A 15,748-nucleotide genomic window follows, 5' to 3' on the forward strand; every position below is an offset into this window, starting at 1 on the left:
TTCTGGAAAATCGAGAAAAGTCGATTTGCCGTATAGAGAGGCGAAACCTGAAAGTCAAATGAGGTCCACCCGGTGAGCCAACCCGGGTGATTCCAATACCCTCACCCCGTCCCTCTCCCAGAGGGAGAGGGGAGATGGGCTCAGGTGAAGGGCAGGGCCGCCACGGTGGCCTCGGCGGGGCCGTCGCCCACCGCCAGCACCGTCCCCGGCTCCAGGTGGTCCCGGTGTACGTACCCCAGCGCCACCGTCTGGCCCTTCAGCGGCGAGCGCACCACGCTCGTCACCCAACCCACCTTCTTGCCGTCCTTCTTCAGCTCGGTGCCCGGCGCCGCCTCGGTGCTCCCCAGCAGCAGACCCGACAGCTTCCGGTTCATGTGTCCCCGGAAGGTGGCTCGGGCGATGACCTCCTGCCCGATGTAGCACCCCTTGTTGTAGGAGATGGCGTTCGTGAGGTTCGCCTCCAGCGGAATGGTGGTGTCCACCATGTCCTGGCCGTAGCGCGGCACCCCCGCCTCCACCCGCAGCATCTCGTGCGCCCGCCAGCCCAGCGGTTTCAGCCCGAAGGCCCCACCCGCCGCCGCCAGCGCCTTCCACACCGCCTCCAGCCCTCCCCGGGGCACCAGCAGGTCCACCCCCGGCTCCTGTCCGGAGCCGCCCACCGCCAGCACCTCCGGGCCCGCCAGGGACAGGGTCCGGGTGGCGTCCGGGGGCAGGGGAGCGAAGGGACCGCCCGACACGGCGCCCAGCAGCTCGGCTGTCCGGGGGCCGAGCAGCCGCAGCACCCCCAGCTCGCCCGTGGCCTCGAGCAGCTCGGCGTCCTCGGAGATGAGGAATTTCCCCAGGAATTCCTGGACCTTGGCGCCCATCCCGGGCTCCATGTCCAGCAGCAGGTCCGCCTCGCGCCGGAGGATGCGCGCGTCACCCACCATGGAGCCCTTCACGGTGATCATCGCCGCGTAGGTGGCCGCCCCGGCCGCCAGCCCCTTCACGTCCTGCGTCACCATCCCGTGCAGGAAGGACACGCGGTCCTCGCCGGTTATCCGCAGCGCTTCCCGGTAGGTGGCATCATGGAGGGCCACCGCCTGCCGGGCCGCCCGGTACTCGGCTTCCACATCCCCGTAGTCGGCCACGGCCTCCCGGCCGTTGATCTCCAGGAAATGGGCTCCTGCCTGCTCATGAAGAAAATGCAGAGACAGCGGTTCCATGACCGTCGCTATATAGAGGGCCGGGAGTGAATGCCACGATGGATGTGAAACACCTGTCCGACTTCCTGGGCTTCTCGGCCGAGAAGCTCCAGAAGCACAACCTCTTCAAGTCCGAGCGCTTCTTCCTGGACGTGTACTGCCTGACGCCCGGCCAGAGCCAGAAGCCCCACCGGCACGCCACCTCGGACAAGGTGTACCTCGTCCTCGAGGGGCGGTGCCGCTTCCGCATCGGCGCCGACGAGGCCTCGCATGGCCCCGGCGCCTCCCTCTTCGCACCCGCGGGCGTCGAACACGGCGTCACCAATGACAGCCCCGACAACGCCCGCCTCCTCGTCCTGATGACCCCCCCTCCGGAGCACGCATGAGCAAGAAGGCCAATCCGCCCCCTCCTGTCCCCGTCCGTGGTGCCGCGGCGCTGCTGGGCCTGGCTCTCGCCGAGGCGGCGCTCTCCATCTACCAGTGGAAGGAGCTCCTCACCCTGCGCGGCGGCGGTACCACCAGCTGTGGCATCTCCGAGCAGATCAACTGCGAGACGGTGTGGAACTCCGCCTTCGCCAGCGGCGTGCATGAGCGGTTGGGCATGCCCGTGGCCGTGCTCGGCCTGGTGTGGGGCATCGTCGCCATGGCGCTCGCGGCGCTCTTCCTGGCGTGGCGCGGCAGCGGGCACACCGTGCGTCCCGCCACCAACGGCCTGCGTCTGACGGCCGCGGCCGGTGTGGCGGCCAGCCTCGTCTTCGGCCTCGCGAGCGCGAGCTCCGGTGCGCTGTGTCCCACGTGTCTGGGCACCTATGCCCTCACGCTCGCCTTCGCCGCCGTGGCCTGGAAGGGCCTGCCCGGCCCGGTGGTGCCGCAGACGGGTGAGTGGGGCCGCGCCCTTCAGTGGACGGGTGGCTTCGCCGTCGCCGCCTACGTGGCGCTGCTGATACCCGGCATGCAGACGCCCAAGGCCAACGCCGCCGCGGAGCAGCTGGCCTCCATGACCTCCCCCGCCGCTCCCGGCTCGCTGGAGGCGTACCTGCTCAGCCTGCCCCCGCAGGAGAAGCAGGCCGTCTCCAACGCGCTCGCCCGCTACAAGATGGACACGCCGCTGCCGGCCCTGTCCGCCGCGCGCCGCCGCCATGGCCCCGAGAACGCGCCGGTGAAGATGGTGGAGTGGACGGACAGCCGCTGCCCGCACTGCAAGAGCCTGGTGGAGGTGCTCGCCCTCATGAAGAAGCGCATCCCCGAGGGCAAGCTGTCGCTGGAGGCGCGCCAGTACCCGCTCGACTCGCAGTGCAACAGCGCCCTGCCGCCGCAGGCCACCGATGGCTCCGGCACCCGCTGCATGGCCGCCAAGGCGCAGATCTGCACCGAGGACGCTCCGGACTACTGGGAGCTGCGCGAGAAGCTCTTCGCCGCCCAGTCCACGCTCAATCCGCAGAACGTGCTGAGCATCATGTCCTCCGGCACGGTGACGCGCTCGCAGCTCGAGGCGTGCATCTCCAGCGAGGAGACGCAGAAGAAGCTGGCGGAGGACATCGCGTACGCCCAGCAGCACGACCTGCACGGCACGCCGCTGGTGGTCATCAACGGCCGCGAGGCGCTGCCCATCCCGTCCTTCCTCTACGCCCTCATCATGTCGGACGGGAACCCGGACGCGGCGGCCTTCAAGGTGCTGCCCGCGCCGCAGCAGCGGGCGCTGCAGGCGCACGATCACCCCCACTGAGCGGACGGACGCCATGGGCAAGCGCGACAAGAAGCCCGAGGCGCCCGCTCCGGCGGCGCCCTTCCACAACCCCTTCGCCGCGCTGAGCCTCAAGCGCGAGGAGCTGCCCGCGGGGCCGGCTCCCGCGCCCGTGAAGGCCGAGGTGTCCGAAGGGCCCAAGGGCCCCGCCCGTGCCGTGGTGCGCATGGAGCGCAAGGGGCGGGGTGGCAAGGAGGTGACGGTGGTGGAGCAGCTGGGGCTGTCCGCCGCCGAGCTGGAGAAGTGGCTCAAGGCCCTCAAGGGCGGCCTGGGCTGCGGCGGCACCGTGGAGGAGGACACCCTGGTGTTGCAGGGCGACCAGCGCGAGCGCCTCCCCGCGCTCCTGGAAGCCCGCGGCGTGCGCCGCGTCACGGTGGGGTGACGCGGGGGCGGAGGGTGGAGCCCGGGAGGCTCGACACCCTCCCAGGGGGAGAGGGGAGTGGACTACAGCGCCGAGATGACGGCGTCGGTGAACTCGCGCGTGGTGGCGCTGCCGCCCAGGTCGCCCGTGCGCGCCTTGCCCTCGCCGTGCACCTTGGCCAGCGCGTTCTCGAACTTGCGCGCCTCGTCCCGCATGTCCAGCCAGTCCAGCATCATCACCGCCGACATCATCAGCGCGGTGGGGTTGGCCAGGCCCTTGCCCGCGATGTCCGGCGCCGTGCCGTGCACCGCCTCGAACATCGCCGTGCGCTCGCCGATGTTGGCGCCCGGCACCAGCCCCAGGCCGCCCACCAGGCCCGCGCACAGGTCGCTGAGGATGTCCCCGTACAGGTTCTCCATCACCAGCACGTCGTAGCGCGTCGGGTCCTTCACCAGCTGCATGCACATGTTGTCGACGATGACCTCCTCGTACTGGATCTCCGGGAACTCCCGGCCCACCTTGCGGGTGCAGTCGAGGAAGAGGCCATCCGACAGCTTCATGATGTTGGCCTTGTGGACGCTCGTCACCTTCTTGCGCCCGTGCTTCCGGGCGTACTCGAAGGCGAAGCGGGCGATGCGCGTGGAGGCCTTCTCGGTGATGATCTTCAGCGACTCCACCACGCCCGGGACGATGATGTGCTCGAGGCCGGCGTAGAGCGACTCGGTGTTCTCGCGCACCACCACCAGGTCCACGTTGTCGTAGCGCGTCTTCACGCCGGGCACGCTCTTGACGGGCCGCAGCGAGGAGTACAGGTCCAGGCGCTTGCGCAGGCCCACGTTGGCCGACGCCATGCCGCCGCCCACCACCGTGCCCGTGGGACCCTTGAGGGCCACGCCGCTGCGCAGCACCGCCTCCACCGTCTCGTGGGGCAGGTTGGTGCCGTACTTGGCGATGACCTCGGCTCCCGCGTCCTTGAACTCGAACTCGAGCGGGGCCTTGAGCGCCTCCAGGACGCGGATGGTGGCCGCCATTACCTCGGGGCCGATGCCGTCGCCATTGATGACCGTAACCGTACGCGTATTCGCCATGTCTCGCGCTTCAAGCACAAAAGACAGGGCCCCGAAAGCGGGAAAACGCGCCGGGCGCAGCCTGGCTAATGCATCGGTGGAGTCTGGATGGGTGGCGGCTCGGAGGGCGGCTCCGGAGGCCGGGGCGGGCTCCTGCGGCGGCCCCGGCGGCGCGGGGCGAGCGTGGCGTAGGGCCGGTAGAAGGACTCCCACAACGCGGCGCGGCGTCCGCGTGGCCGGGTGCGCAGCTCGCCCAGCGGGGCCTTGGTGAAGAACGAGGCCACGAAGAGGTAGGAGAAGACGAGCACCAGCAGGAAGAAGAAGCCCATCACGAAGCCGCCGTGGATGGGCCCGATGTGCGCGCGTTCCACGAACTCGGTGAAGTTCCTCGCCGGCCACGGCTGGCTGTACACCTTGACGAACCAGGAGAGCGTCAGCACCAGCAGGATGGGGCCGTACGCGCGGTTGAGGCGCGTGGAGATGGCGGAGAAGACCGAGAGCTGGATTTGTGGCCGCTCCATGATGCCGGCCAGCTCGCGCAGGGCGTCCGGGTCCACCGGCTCGCGGCGCAGCATGGGCACCCAGTAGCCTTCCTCCAGCAGGCGCACGCGGCGGATCCACAAGTCGTAGTAGCGGTAGCGGCGCGCCTCGATGAAGAGGAACGAGAGCACCATGCCGATGCCCACCAGGAAGACGACGGGCTCGGCGCCGCCGGAGAAGCCGAAGGAGACGACGGCGGCGGTGGTCGTCATGGACCAGTTGGTGGTGTTGTCCAGGCGCGACCGCCAGGTGTCCGAGCGGCTGAGCTCGCCCCGGAACAGCTGCGCCATGGACGCGTCCGAGAGCGGCAGGGCCTCGTATTCGTTCTTGTCGCGCTCGTTGCCGTCACTCGCCATCGGTTGCTCTCCCCTGGTGTGTGCGGCCCGGACGCACGGGTGGCCGGGGCGGGCCGCCGTGCCCACTCTCTCCCGGAGGAACCATGGCCATCCCTTTCCTCCATGACACCCCGCCACCCGTGGATGCGGTGGCCGCCGTGCTCCAGCTCCTGGAAGAGGAGTCGGAGCGCGTGGTGCGTCTGTGGTCCAAGCGGATCCGCGCCGAGACGTATGAGCTGGACATCTCCGGGCGCAACCTGCGGGCGCCCCTGCGCCGGTTGATCGACGAGCTCGTCCGCCTGCTCAGGGACCGGGGCAGGGACGCCCTGGCCCTCTGGCCGGAGGTGGTGCGCTCGCACGGGGCGCGCCGGTACAACCAGCGCTTCGAGGTGGAGGACCTGGCGCGCGAGTTCAAGTCGCTGGAGGAGGTGCTCCTCTACGTCTACGCCCGGCGCAACGAGGGGGTGCTGGAGCCGGAGGTGGCCACCTTCATCGTGGAGCTGGTGGGCGAGGCGCACGCCTCGGCGCAGGCCTCCTTCGCGCGGGTGTTGAGGACGGAGGAGGTGCGCTTCCGCGAGGCGGCGGTGATGGAGTCGGTGCTGCACCACGTGGAGGTGGGCATCCTGCTGGCCGAGGTGGACGGCACGGTGTCCTTCGCCACGCCGCCGGTGAGCCGGCTCATCGGCGTGCCCATGCGGGCGGTGGTGGGCTCGCGCTCGCAGTCGCCGCTGTCGGTGGTGCTCTCGCAGGTGAATGCGCGCCAGCCCAATGGCGAGTCCTTCAAGGTGGCGGACATGCCCTTCATGCGGGCGCTGAAGGAGCGGGGGCCGGTGCGCGGCGTGATGATGGTGGTGGAGCGGCCCGGCGGGGGCGAGGCCACCCTGGAGATGAGCGCCACGCCCATCTGGGAGGAGGAGGGCGAGCTGGCCGGGGTCATCCAGACCTTCACCGACCGCACCGAGGCCGCCACCAAGACGAAGGCGCTGATGAGCGCCAACGACGCGGTGCGACGGCTGCAGGGCCGGCTGTTGCAGCGCACGCGCACCCAGGCCCTGGGGCAACTGGCCAGTGGCGCGGCGCACGCGCTCAACAACTTCCTCAACGTGCTGCGCCTGCGGATCACCCTGCTGCGCCGCGAGTTCAAGCCCGAGCACCTGGACGCGCTGGACAAGACGGTGGGGCAGGTGGGCGAGCTGGTGGCGCGGCTCCAGGAGTTCAACGTCCAGCGCACCGAGGAGCAGCTGTCGGACGTGCAGGTGGACGCGACGGTGCGCGAGGCGTTGGAGCTGGCGCGGGCGGAGCTGGAGGGGCGCGAGCACCCGGTGACGGTGGAGCAGCGGCTGGGCGAGCCGGGGGCGGTGAGGGCGGACCCGGGCTTCTTCCGCGAGCTGGTGGTGAACCTGCTGCTGGCCGAGCGCGAGCGTCTGAGCGACCAGGGCGGGCGGGTGCTGGTGGAGACGCGCCGGGAGGCGGACGGCTGGGTGTCTCTGCGGGTGGCGGACTCCAGCACGCAGTACGAGGCGGAGGACATGACGCGCATGTTCGATCCGCTCAACCGCGAGGCGGGCGCGCCGCAGCTCTCGCTGCTGCTGGCGGTGGCGCGCAACCAGGTGCAGCGCTGGGGCGGTGAGCTGACGGTGGAGAACCTGCCCGAGGGCGGGGCCGCCTTCGTGGTGCGGCTGCCCCTGGCCCGGTCCGAGGAGGAGGCGGAGCGGGGGCGGGAGAGCCCGGAGGCGGCGGCGGGCCCGCGGCGCTTCCAGCAGACGCGCCGGGTGCTGGTGGTGGACGACGATCCGGACAACGCGCGGATGATGGCGGAGGTGCTCGGCGAGGAGGGCTACGACGTCAAGGTGGCCAACAGCGGGGACGTGGCGCTGAAGATGTGGGACGAGCGCCGTTACGACGCCGCCCTGCTGGACGCGGTGATGCCAGACATGTCGGGCTGGGAGGTGGCGCGCGAGCTGCGCAAACGCTCACCCCAGGCCCTGCTGGCCATCGTGACGGGCATGGACGTGCGGGGGCAGAACCGCGCCAACCTCGCGCTGGTGGACGCCGTGTTCCGCAAACCCATCGACGTGGGCGCGCTGGATGACTTCCTCGGCCAGTCCGAGTCGCCCGCGGCGGGTGGCGGTGGTGGCGCCGGAGTGGCCCCACCTGGCGGGTGAGCCTCCCGCGCGGGGCCGCTGGAGGAACGGAGAAGGGCCATTTCCGGGTTGTGGGCCACACCGTGAATGTATTTCTTCAGGCTCAATGACAGACAAGCGGTAAGCCTGACGACGGGAGGCGGAAGGGTTACAGTGTGGACATGCTCGGTTCCTCGATGAGCGGGGGGGGATGCATGCAGATGGTCGATGAGCGGGGCTGGTGGGTGCCTGCTCCCCCGGGCTCGGAAGAGGATTTGCAGCAGCGGTTGGCGATGGCCTCGCCCGCGGACACGGCGCGGGGCATGTTCCTCCGGGCCACGCTGGACGCGGTGCGCACCCTGGGAGACGAAGAGGCGGTGCGCAGGTGCCAGCGGGCGAGCGGGGAGGAGAAGCTGGTGGAGTTCTTCACCTATCCCGTCAGCGCGAACCTGCGGATGGTGTTCACCGCGGCGCGGCTGCTGGAGGCCCGCTCCGGTGGCATCGCCGAGGCGCTGAGGCAACTGGGCCGTGGGGCCGCGGAGTGTTTCCTGTCCTCCACCGCGGGCCTGGCGCTCCAGTTGCTGGCCGGGGGAGACGCGAACCGGATGGTGGGCAACATGCCTTCCATGTATCGGGCCTCGGTGAGCTTCGGGGTGCGCTCGGTGGTGTGGATGGGGCCCACGAGCTGCCGGCTCACCATGCGGCGCGAGTTCATGCCCGCCTCCTTCCAGGAAGGACTGCTGCTCGGCGTGCTCCAGAAGGCCAAGGCGCGGGGCGCGCGGGTGATCGGCCATCAGCTCTCCACGTTGGAGAGCGACTACGACGTCTCCTGGGTGGCGTGAGCTGAGTCGGGAGGACCCCACCCGCCGGGTCACCACGGACTTCAGACCGCGCCAGGGGCCCTTTCTCCGGCGAGACTGTTTGAATCCCATCCCATCGTAATCGTGAATAGCATTGCAGCGCTGAAAGCTTTCATAGACAGGGAGAGAGCGTGCGCTGCGAGTACAATCCCACAACGAGAGTGGACGAAACGAGGAGGCCGGGCCGTTTTTCCCTCGGAGGCCGGGCTCATTCGTGACCCCCCCTGCTGACAGCAAGTCCTGAAACAATTAGGATAGACATTCCTCAGCCGGGCTGATTCCTGCCAAGGGGGACACACATGGCCGTGACCGGCAGCGCACGCACCAGGTGGGAAAAGGCAGACACGTGGGAGCAGGAATTGGAGCGGCGGATGTGTCTGGCGACCTCGGAGGACACCATCCGCGGCATGCTCTTCAACGGGACGTTGGAGGTGCTGCGCACGGTGGGTGACGGCTCGCTGGCCCGGCGTTGTGTGGAGGCGTGTGGGGAGTCCAGCTTCCTGGACTTCTTCAGTTATCCCGTGCGGATGCACTGCCAGATGGTGAGCACGGCGCTGCCGGTGCTGACGGAGCAGTACGGCACCTCGGAGGAGGCACTGCGTCAATTGGGGCGGTTGGTGGCCCATCGCTTCCTGCGGGTGGGGGCGGGCAAGGTGATGCTGTCGCTGACGCCGGGCAGCCCGAGGCAGTTGGGGTACTCGCTGCCGGTGGCCTACCGCCTGGCGGTGAGCTTCGGGCAGTACGAGGTGAGGTGGACGGGGCCGCGCAGTGGCCAGTTCATCCTGAAGCGTGACTTCATGCCCCACCCCTTCCATGAGGGGGTGGTGGAGATGGCTCTGGGTCTGTTTGGTGGGCGGGAGGTGAAGGTGAGCGGGCGGCCCACGGGGGGGCTCGATAGTGAGTGTGACTTCTGCTGGCAGTGAGACCAGGGGGGAGCGGGGAATGAGCGGCGCGGCGATGGCGTGGAGTGTGTCCCCCCGGGACGGTGGACAGTACTGGGGCCAGCGCATGTCGCTGGTGAGCTCGGAGGACATCGCGCGCGGGTTGTTCCTGCAGAGCGTGTTGAAGTCCATCCGGGCGCTCGGGGACGAGGCGCTGGAGAAGCGCAGCGCCAGTGCGTGTGGGCAGGCGCGTTTCTTCGACTTCTTCAACTACCCCATCCGGTTGCACCTGCAGATGCTGTCGGTGGCGATGCCGGAGCTGGCCACGCGGCACACGGATGCGGACCAGGCGTTGTGGCGCATGGGGCACTGCGTGGCCATGGACTTCCTGGAGTCCGAGGCCGGCCGGACGGTGAAGGTGCTGGTGCGCGGCGAGCCCAAGCGCCTGGTGAACAACCTGCCGTTGACGTACCGGATGTCGATGACGGGCGAGCGCTCGGTGCGGTGGACGGGGCCGCAGTGCTGCCGGTTCACCATGAGGCGCGACTTCATGCCCCCCTCGTTCCACGAGGGCATGCTGGTGGCGATGCTCGAGCGGTTGAATGCCAGCAAGGTGAAGGTGGTGGGGCGTCAGACGGACCTGTTGGAGAGTGAGTACGACATTTCCTGGCAGTAAGAGGGGGTGACCCTTGCCTGGAAGCCTCGTTGCGGGTGCGGTGGACGTGGAGCCCATCGGCGGGGGGCTGGGCCTGGACCTGGAGTCCGGCGCGGCGGAGTCCCCCGGGGATGTCTGGGCGCGGGACCTGACACAGCGTGTGGCGTTGGCGACGCCCGCGGACACCGCCTGGGGCGCCTTCCTGCGGAGCCTGTTGGAGGCGATTCGCGAGCTCGGGGACGAGGGGCTGGTGCGGCGCTGCCTCGAGGTCTGCGGGCAGGAGCAGCCCGTGGAGTTCTTCCGCTACCCCGTCCGCTGGAGGCTCCAGATGATGGCGCTCAGCCTGGAGGCGCTGGCGGCGCGGCATGGTGGCAGCGCGAGGGCCCTGCGGCTGCTGGGCCGGCAGGCGACGAGCACCTTCCTGTGCTCCCATGCGGGCAGGTTGATGCTGATGCTGGCGGGCGGTGACAGGAAGCGGGTGCTGGAGGGGGCCCCCATCGGCTTCCGGATGGGGTTGAGCTACGGCACGCACACGACGCGGTGGCTGGGCCCGGCCAGCTTCCACTGGCGCATGGAGCGCGAGTTCATGCCCCTGCCCTTCATGGAGGGGGTGTTGCAGGCCCTGGTGGAGCGGACGGGAGCCCGGAACGTGCGGGTGGTGGGACGCCAGACGGGCGCGCTCGATAGCGAATACGAGCTCTCCTGGGAGTGAGCCTCGGGGGCGGTGCATGGCTAGACTGCCGCCGTGGACCCGACTTCCCTGGAACGCATCCGCCGCAAGGTGGAGGCAGGCGAGCCCCTGAGTGACGCGGAGCTGGAGGTGCTGCGTACCGCGGCACGGAACACGCCGGGGCCCACGCTGCGCCTGGCGGTGGCGCATGCGTTGGTGAACGCGGGCGCCGAGCGCGAGGCCCTGCGGCTGCTGGAGACACTGCGGCGCGACTTCCCCCAGGACGTGCAGGTGCGGCTGGGGCTGGCGCGGGCGCTGCTCGGGCTGGAGCGGCCGGGCGACGCGGAGGCGGTGCTGCGCGAGGCGCTCGTCCTCAACCCGGGAGACCCCGAGGCCCAGAAGGTGCTAGCGGTGCTGGCCCTGCGGCGGGGGGAGCATGGCCGGGCGAGGGCGTACGTGGTGGACGTGCTGCGGAGGGACCCGTTCGACGAGGAAGCGCGGCTGTTGGAGTCGGAGCTGGAAGCCGCGGACGTCTCGCCTCCGCCCGCGCCCCGGGTGCAGGCGTTGCGCCCGGAATTCACCGCCGCGCTGCTGGCCGCGCTGCACCGGGCCGGAGTGGCGTGCCGCCGGCAGGGGAAGGATCTGCTGGTGAAGCTGGCCTCGGGTGAGGTGGGGCGGGTGGACGTGGCCTCGCTCTATGTGGCCTACCGTGACGGCTCGCAGGAGCTGGGCACGTACGTGAGGGGCCTGGTGGCGCGGCTGCGGGAGCTGTCCGGGCTCGCCGTGGATGCGGGCACGCTGGAGGCGCGGTTGCGTCCGGTGCTGCGGCCCGGGGGCTTCGAGACGCAGGCGGCGGGAGCGCTCCACCGGCCGGGACCCGCGGGGCTCGAGGTGTTCTACGTGCTGGAGGACGCGGAGTTCGTGCACTACCTGCCGGGGGATTCGCTCGGGCCGGCGGGGCTGTCCGCGGAGGCGGTGGACGCGCTGGCCTGGCGCAACCTGGAGGCGCACCCCGCGCCGGTGAGGCCGGTGGTGCTGGACGAGGGGCAGGTGGTGCTCGCGGAGACGTTCAGCGGCCTGTGGGCGGTGGCGGGGGGTGATGGATACGACGGGGCGCGGCTCCTCACGGCGGAGCAGCGCGGCCGGCTGGTGCTGCACGCGGGAGAAGTATCGCTGCGCGTGCACCTGGGTTGGCGGGAGTTCACGTTGGTGTGCCGCGAGTCGGACACACCCGCGTGCGAGGCGTTGGCCCGGTTGGGAGGGGCGCCGGATGGAATCCCCGGCCTCTTCCGTCTCGAGGGCGGCACCCTCACCTCACTGTGAGCACATTACCCCGCCGTCGCCGGAGGAGGCAGCACGTCCACCACGTTCACCTCGCGGAAACCCGCCGAGAAGAACAGCACGCGCAGCGTGTTCTCCGCCGAGCGCCGGGCGCGCTCCTTCAAGCGGTTATCTCCCTTCACCTCGCGCTCGAAGGCCTCGCGGGCCTTCTCCAACAGGAGGGTCGTCTGCGCGCTGTCGAGGTTGGAGCCGATGATCTCCGTCTCCCCGGGCTTGAGCTCCACCTTGACCTCCACTGGAGGCAGGACCACGTCGACGCGGGTGCCCTGGATGCGCATGGCGGAGCCATCGAGCTGGCCGAAGTCATAGCCGAGGTGCACGTCGGCGAAGACGATGGCGCGGCCGATGGGCGTGTGGATGGTGTAGCGGGCCCAGTTGATGACGTCCTTCCAGAGCGCGTCCGTGGCCTGGGGCTGGGGAGAGAAATCGACCTTCTTGTAGAGGGACACCTGGAGGGTCTCGAGCCGGGCGACCTCTCGGACGCGGGTGACGAGCGCGGGCGTATCGGGCAGGGCGGGGGGCTTGGGACGGAGGAACAGGAACGAGCCCACGGCCCCTGCGATCAATGCGACGAGGACGAGCAACACCCGCGAGATGAGTCGCAGCATGGGCGCCATTCTAGCCAGGGTGGGGTAGGGTTCGCCGAGCCATGAGCCCGCTGTCCCTTCGGGATGAAGAAATCCAATCACTCGGTGAGCAGGGCTGGTTCACCCGTGCTTCCTTTCTCGGGGAGACGGAGGCCCGAGCCATCCACGCCGAGGCGAAGGCGCGCGTCGAGGCCGGCCAGTTGCGTCCCGCGGGCATTCGCCGGGGCGCGGACCACACGCTGGACCGGGACACCCGTGGCGACTTCATCACCTGGGTGAAGGAGGAGGAGCGGGGCTCGGCGATCAGCCGGCTGAGGGAGGCGTATGCCGCGCTCGGCGAGGCGCTGTCGGCCGAGGCGTATCTAGGACTCGGGCGGTTCGACCTGCAGCTCGCCTGGTACCCCGGCGAGGGAGCGAGGTACGCGCGCCACTTCGATGCCTTTCCCGGCCAGTCCAACCGGCGCGTCACGGCCCTCTACTACCTCAATCCGGACTGGGTGCCGGCCCACGGGGGCCTGCTGCGCATCTACCCCGAGCGCGGCCCGGTGGACGTGGAGCCCACGCTGGATCGGCTCGTGGTGTTCCTCAGCGAGCGCATCGAGCACGAGGTACTGCCCGCTCAGGCTCCCCGGCTCGCGCTCACCGCGTGGTTCTACGGGCGGAACGCGGGGTAGCGCGTTGGGCGAAGACCCTCACCCCGACCCTCTCCCAGAGGGAGAGGGAGAGGGAGAGGGAGTGGGTTGTTGCTTCGGGGACGAGGCTTCGCAGGCTTGCTCCCGGACTGTCTTGTCTCCCAGCGGCATCCGCCAGAAGGCGCGAGCATCGGGTCTCGTGGAGAGTTGCTTCCACAGCGCCTCCACTCCACCGGCCTCGCGGGCAATCCGCCTCGCGAGCGCCGCCGCCCGTGCATAGGCCCGCTCCCGCACCTCCGGACGCACTTCCAGAAGCTCCGCCGTGAGGGCCCGGCAGTCCTCCGGCCCACTGGCGGTGGGCCCCGGCTCCACCAGCGCCGTGGCGAATCCCTCGACGAACCAGCGAGGCAGGGCCGGCCCCGCATGGGAGATCAGCGCCAGGTGCGCCACCTCGTGCCTCGTGAGCGCGCCCAGGTCCTCCATCCGGTCCACCACCCGCGCGGGCGGGAAGAGCACCTCGCCCTCCACCACTCCGGCCGCGGCGGTGCGCGGCAGGCCGGTGCTCGCGCTGAATGCCTCCACCGATTCGGACAGCGCCGCCCGCACTTCCGGCACCTCTGTCCTCACGAAGGGCGGCAGGGACTGGCGTGCACGCTCCAGCGCTCGCGCCACCCGCGTGGCCACGCCCTCCGCGCCCTCCTCGTGCCGCACCACCGAGGCGCCCACCTGCACCTCGGCCGCCAGTACCGCGCTCATCACCACGCTAAGGAGGGGGCTCGCCAAGCGTGCGCTCCGGGAAGTAGTGCTTCAGGATCTTCTCGTACTTGTACCCGCGCCGCTCCAGCTCCGTGGCGCCGTACTGGCACAGCCCCACGCCGTGGCCGAGTCCCCGCCCCTCGAAGCGCACCTTGCCGCCGGCTTCGCGCGCGCTCACCGAGAGGCTCTTCAACGTCTGGTAGCCCAGCGCCCGGCCCACCCGGGCATGAAAGGCCTCGCCCGACAAGGGCACGCCGAAGGTGCGCACCTCCAGCGCCCGGCCTCCACTGTCCTTGCGCAGCACCTCGAAGGCCAGTCCCTCGGCGGGAATCCCCAACGCCCGGGCGAGCTCCTGCCGCGACACCTCGAAGTGCCAGCGGTGGTGCGGCGAGGCGGCGCACAGCGGCCCGGACGTGCCCAGCCGATCCTCCACCGCGCTGGAGGACTCGGACGAGCCGAAGACACTCGCGGCCGTGCTCGTGGCGCCGCCGCAGCTCGAATGGAAATAGGTCGGCGCCAGGGGCTCTCCCGCCTTGCGTCCGCGGAGCACCTTGCCCCGGGTGGCCTCCACCGCCTTGTCCACGTCGGCGCGCTCGTCCTGCCGGCCCCGGTAGAGCTGGCAGTGGGTGAGGTCGCACACGTCATAGCCCGCCTTCTCATGCCGGTTGCGCCCGGCGAGGGCGTAGGTGCGCGAGACGACAGCCTGGGCCTTGAGCGCCTCCGGCTTCCCGGCCAGCTCGCTGCCCACCACGCCTCGGAGGTAGTCCTCCACGGGCAGCTCGTTGAACAGGGCGATCTGCCCGTCCAGCACCGTGGCCCGCAGTGCGCCCCGGTACCGCCGCGTGGTGGCGCCGAGCCGCACCACCACGCCCTCTCCTGGCGCGTAGAGCTCGTGGCAGCGCCGGTCCGGCCGGCCCAGGTCCAACAGCCCCTGGTCTATCTCCGCCGTGGCGCCCGTCAGGTCCAACGTCTTTCCATCGCAGCGCAGCCGCCCACCGGTGGTCGTCACCGTGGCGCGCATGGGGCGCAGCTTCTCCAGGACACGCACGCGCAGGTGGCCCGGGGGCCGCTCCCAGGGCGTGGTCTTCGGCGCTTCGTCCCCGAGCGCGAGGCTCAACAGCTCCGTCCCTGGCTGCGCGGCCTGGTGGGCCCCGCGTCCCTCCCGGGCGAAGGCCACCACCGCGAAGCGCGGCGCACGAAACGGCGCGAACCCGATGAACCAGCCGTGCGTGTGCCAGCCCTTCTCCCAGCGCGCGGTGCCCGTCTTCCCCGCGCCTTCCAACGTCCCCAGCCGCGTGGCCTCCAACGTGCCGCTCTCGGCCGCCTGCCGCATCGCCTCGCGCAGCACCTCCACCGCCGCCACGTTCGCGAGGCGCGGGGCCTGCCGGCCTCCCACCTCGCCCAGGCTCCGCGTCTGTCCCCGGCCCGCCACCACCGCCGCCATCTGCAGCAGCTGGAGCGGCGTCGCCTGCACTCGCTCGCTGTCCCCGGCCGCCACGCGGATCCGGTCCTCGCGCGAGAGGGCCTGGGGCAACACGCCGCTCTCTTCCCCCGGCAAGCCCCCCGTGGTCCTCCCGAGCCCGAAGTCCCGCAGGGCGCGCAGCAGCGCCTCGCCCTCCAGCACGTCTCCCAGCGCGTGGAAGTAGAGGTTGCAGGAGAGCGCCAGCGCCCGCGTCAGCTCGAGGCGCCCGTGGCCCGAGCGGAGCCAGCACGTCCGCTCCCGGCCTCCAATCTCCGCGCGGCCCGTACAGCGGTGCGGCCCCTCGGGCTGCCGGTGCGAGTCGAGCGCCGCGTAGGCACTGGCCAGCTTCAGCACGCTGCCGGGCGGAAAGGCGCGCGTGAGGATGGCGGGGTGATGGGCCAGCACCAGCTCGCCGGTGGCCAGGTCCATCACCGCCGCCGCGTCATCCTCGCCCGGCAGCAGGGCCTCGGCGCGCTCGGCCAGCCGGGTGCGCAGCTCCGGCGTGCTTCCGGCCACGGCGAGCACCAGCAGCAGTCCGAGCGGCACGAGG

Annotated in this window: 16 protein-coding genes; 10 read left to right on the forward strand and 6 right to left on the reverse strand. The window is 70.7% G+C overall.

The window, feature by feature from the left end; translation table 11 throughout:
• Positions 1–140: 140 nt before the first annotated feature.
• Positions 141–1,205: a CAF17-like 4Fe-4S cluster assembly/insertion protein YgfZ gene (gene ygfZ / locus Q664_RS36915; RefSeq protein ID WP_043406923.1), complete on the reverse strand. Its 1,065-nt coding sequence runs from the start codon at positions 1,203–1,205 to the stop codon at positions 141–143.
• A 38-nt stretch (positions 1,206–1,243) separates the two neighbouring features.
• Here ygfZ and Q664_RS36920 point away from each other — a divergent pair, with 38 nt between their 5' ends.
• Genes Q664_RS36920 through Q664_RS36930 form a run of 3 tightly spaced genes read left to right on the forward strand, consistent with a single transcriptional unit; the run spans position 1,244 to position 3,310 of the window.
• On the forward strand, positions 1,244–1,570 hold the full coding sequence (locus Q664_RS36920; RefSeq protein ID WP_043406925.1) for a cupin domain-containing protein: 327 nt from the start codon (positions 1,244–1,246) through the stop codon (positions 1,568–1,570).
• Positions 1,567–2,910, forward strand: a complete 1,344-nt coding sequence (locus Q664_RS36925) for a vitamin K epoxide reductase/DsbA family protein (protein WP_052519130.1) — start codon at positions 1,567–1,569, stop codon at positions 2,908–2,910. Before Q664_RS36920 ends, Q664_RS36925 begins: the two co-directional genes overlap by 4 nt.
• A gap of 13 nt (positions 2,911–2,923) precedes the next feature.
• Entirely contained in the window at positions 2,924–3,310 is a 387-nt protein-coding gene (locus Q664_RS36930; RefSeq protein WP_043406928.1) for a translation initiation factor, read from the forward strand.
• Between the two features lie 62 nt (positions 3,311–3,372).
• On the opposite strand, the gene Q664_RS36935 is transcribed toward Q664_RS36930, so the two are convergent.
• Both Q664_RS36935 and Q664_RS36940 read right to left on the reverse strand, forming a co-directional pair.
• Positions 3,373–4,377: an isocitrate dehydrogenase (NAD(+)) gene (locus Q664_RS36935; protein ID WP_043406931.1), complete on the reverse strand. Its 1,005-nt coding sequence runs from the start codon at positions 4,375–4,377 to the stop codon at positions 3,373–3,375.
• 65 nt (positions 4,378–4,442) lie between these two features.
• Positions 4,443–5,252, reverse strand: a complete 810-nt coding sequence (locus Q664_RS36940) for a DUF2270 domain-containing protein (protein ID WP_043406933.1) — start codon at positions 5,250–5,252, stop codon at positions 4,443–4,445.
• Positions 5,253–5,335: 83 nt separating this feature from the next.
• Between Q664_RS36940 and Q664_RS36945 the strand changes: the two genes are divergently transcribed.
• From Q664_RS36945 to Q664_RS36970, 6 genes are all read left to right on the forward strand, one after another.
• On the forward strand, positions 5,336–7,396 hold the full coding sequence (locus Q664_RS36945) for a response regulator (RefSeq protein ID WP_043406936.1): 2,061 nt from the start codon (positions 5,336–5,338) through the stop codon (positions 7,394–7,396).
• A gap of 173 nt (positions 7,397–7,569) precedes the next feature.
• Positions 7,570–8,196, forward strand: coding sequence for a TIGR02265 family protein (locus Q664_RS36950; protein WP_052519131.1), 627 nt, complete (start codon positions 7,570–7,572; stop codon positions 8,194–8,196).
• A 317-nt stretch (positions 8,197–8,513) separates the two neighbouring features.
• Positions 8,514–9,137 (forward strand): TIGR02265 family protein, encoded by a 624-nt coding sequence (locus Q664_RS36955; RefSeq protein ID WP_063934823.1) that lies wholly within the window; start codon positions 8,514–8,516, stop codon positions 9,135–9,137.
• Between the two features lie 19 nt (positions 9,138–9,156).
• A complete protein-coding gene (locus Q664_RS36960; protein WP_052519133.1) occupies positions 9,157–9,771 on the forward strand; it encodes a TIGR02265 family protein in 615 nt (204 codons plus the stop codon).
• 13 nt (positions 9,772–9,784) lie between these two features.
• The gene (locus Q664_RS36965; protein ID WP_084610593.1) at positions 9,785–10,462 is read left to right on the forward strand and encodes a TIGR02265 family protein; all 678 of its coding nucleotides are present in this window, start codon (positions 9,785–9,787) and stop codon (positions 10,460–10,462) included.
• Between the two features lie 33 nt (positions 10,463–10,495).
• Positions 10,496–11,743, forward strand: coding sequence for a tetratricopeptide repeat protein (locus Q664_RS36970; RefSeq protein WP_043406939.1), 1,248 nt, complete (start codon positions 10,496–10,498; stop codon positions 11,741–11,743).
• Between the two features lie 5 nt (positions 11,744–11,748).
• Here the strand turns inward: Q664_RS36970 and Q664_RS36975 are convergent, their stop codons facing one another.
• A complete protein-coding gene (locus Q664_RS36975) occupies positions 11,749–12,369 on the reverse strand; it encodes a DUF4230 domain-containing protein (RefSeq protein WP_084610594.1) in 621 nt (206 codons plus the stop codon).
• A 41-nt stretch (positions 12,370–12,410) separates the two neighbouring features.
• Here Q664_RS36975 and Q664_RS36980 point away from each other — a divergent pair, with 41 nt between their 5' ends.
• The gene (locus Q664_RS36980) at positions 12,411–13,022 is read left to right on the forward strand and encodes a 2OG-Fe(II) oxygenase (RefSeq protein WP_200883819.1); all 612 of its coding nucleotides are present in this window, start codon (positions 12,411–12,413) and stop codon (positions 13,020–13,022) included.
• An 18-nt stretch (positions 13,023–13,040) separates the two neighbouring features.
• Here the strand turns inward: Q664_RS36980 and Q664_RS36985 are convergent, their stop codons facing one another.
• Positions 13,041–13,736: a hypothetical protein gene (locus tag Q664_RS36985; RefSeq protein ID WP_160174581.1), complete on the reverse strand. Its 696-nt coding sequence runs from the start codon at positions 13,734–13,736 to the stop codon at positions 13,041–13,043.
• 7 nt (positions 13,737–13,743) lie between these two features.
• On the reverse strand, positions 13,744–15,744 hold the full coding sequence (locus Q664_RS53165) for a SpoIID/LytB domain-containing protein (protein ID WP_052519135.1): 2,001 nt from the start codon (positions 15,742–15,744) through the stop codon (positions 13,744–13,746).
• Between the last annotated feature and the right edge of the window lie 4 nt (positions 15,745–15,748).

Origin of the sequence: Archangium violaceum Cb vi76, assembly GCF_000733295.1 — a bacterium.
GTDB lineage: Bacteria > Myxococcota > Myxococcia > Myxococcales > Myxococcaceae > Archangium > Archangium violaceum.

Bases quoted from the DNA above. Each gene is read 5' to 3' on its own strand.
- ygfZ (WP_043406923.1), bottom strand. From the start codon at position 1,205: ATGGAACCGCTGTCTCTGCATTTTCTTCATGAGCAGGCAGGAGCCCAT.
- Q664_RS36920 (WP_043406925.1), top strand. From the start codon at position 1,244: ATGGATGTGAAACACCTGTCCGACTTCCTGGGCTTCTCGGCCGAGAAG.
- Q664_RS36925 (WP_052519130.1), top strand. From the start codon at position 1,567: ATGAGCAAGAAGGCCAATCCGCCCCCTCCTGTCCCCGTCCGTGGTGCC.
- Q664_RS36930 (WP_043406928.1), top strand. From the start codon at position 2,924: ATGGGCAAGCGCGACAAGAAGCCCGAGGCGCCCGCTCCGGCGGCGCCC.
- Q664_RS36935 (WP_043406931.1), bottom strand. From the start codon at position 4,377: ATGGCGAATACGCGTACGGTTACGGTCATCAATGGCGACGGCATCGGC.
- Q664_RS36940 (WP_043406933.1), bottom strand. From the start codon at position 5,252: ATGGCGAGTGACGGCAACGAGCGCGACAAGAACGAATACGAGGCCCTG.
- Q664_RS36945 (WP_043406936.1), top strand. From the start codon at position 5,336: ATGGCCATCCCTTTCCTCCATGACACCCCGCCACCCGTGGATGCGGTG.
- Q664_RS36950 (WP_052519131.1), top strand. From the start codon at position 7,570: ATGCAGATGGTCGATGAGCGGGGCTGGTGGGTGCCTGCTCCCCCGGGC.
- Q664_RS36955 (WP_063934823.1), top strand. From the start codon at position 8,514: ATGGCCGTGACCGGCAGCGCACGCACCAGGTGGGAAAAGGCAGACACG.
- Q664_RS36960 (WP_052519133.1), top strand. From the start codon at position 9,157: ATGAGCGGCGCGGCGATGGCGTGGAGTGTGTCCCCCCGGGACGGTGGA.
- Q664_RS36975 (WP_084610594.1), bottom strand. From the start codon at position 12,369: ATGCTGCGACTCATCTCGCGGGTGTTGCTCGTCCTCGTCGCATTGATC.
- Q664_RS36980 (WP_200883819.1), top strand. From the start codon at position 12,411: ATGAGCCCGCTGTCCCTTCGGGATGAAGAAATCCAATCACTCGGTGAG.
- Q664_RS36985 (WP_160174581.1), bottom strand. From the start codon at position 13,736: ATGAGCGCGGTACTGGCGGCCGAGGTGCAGGTGGGCGCCTCGGTGGTG.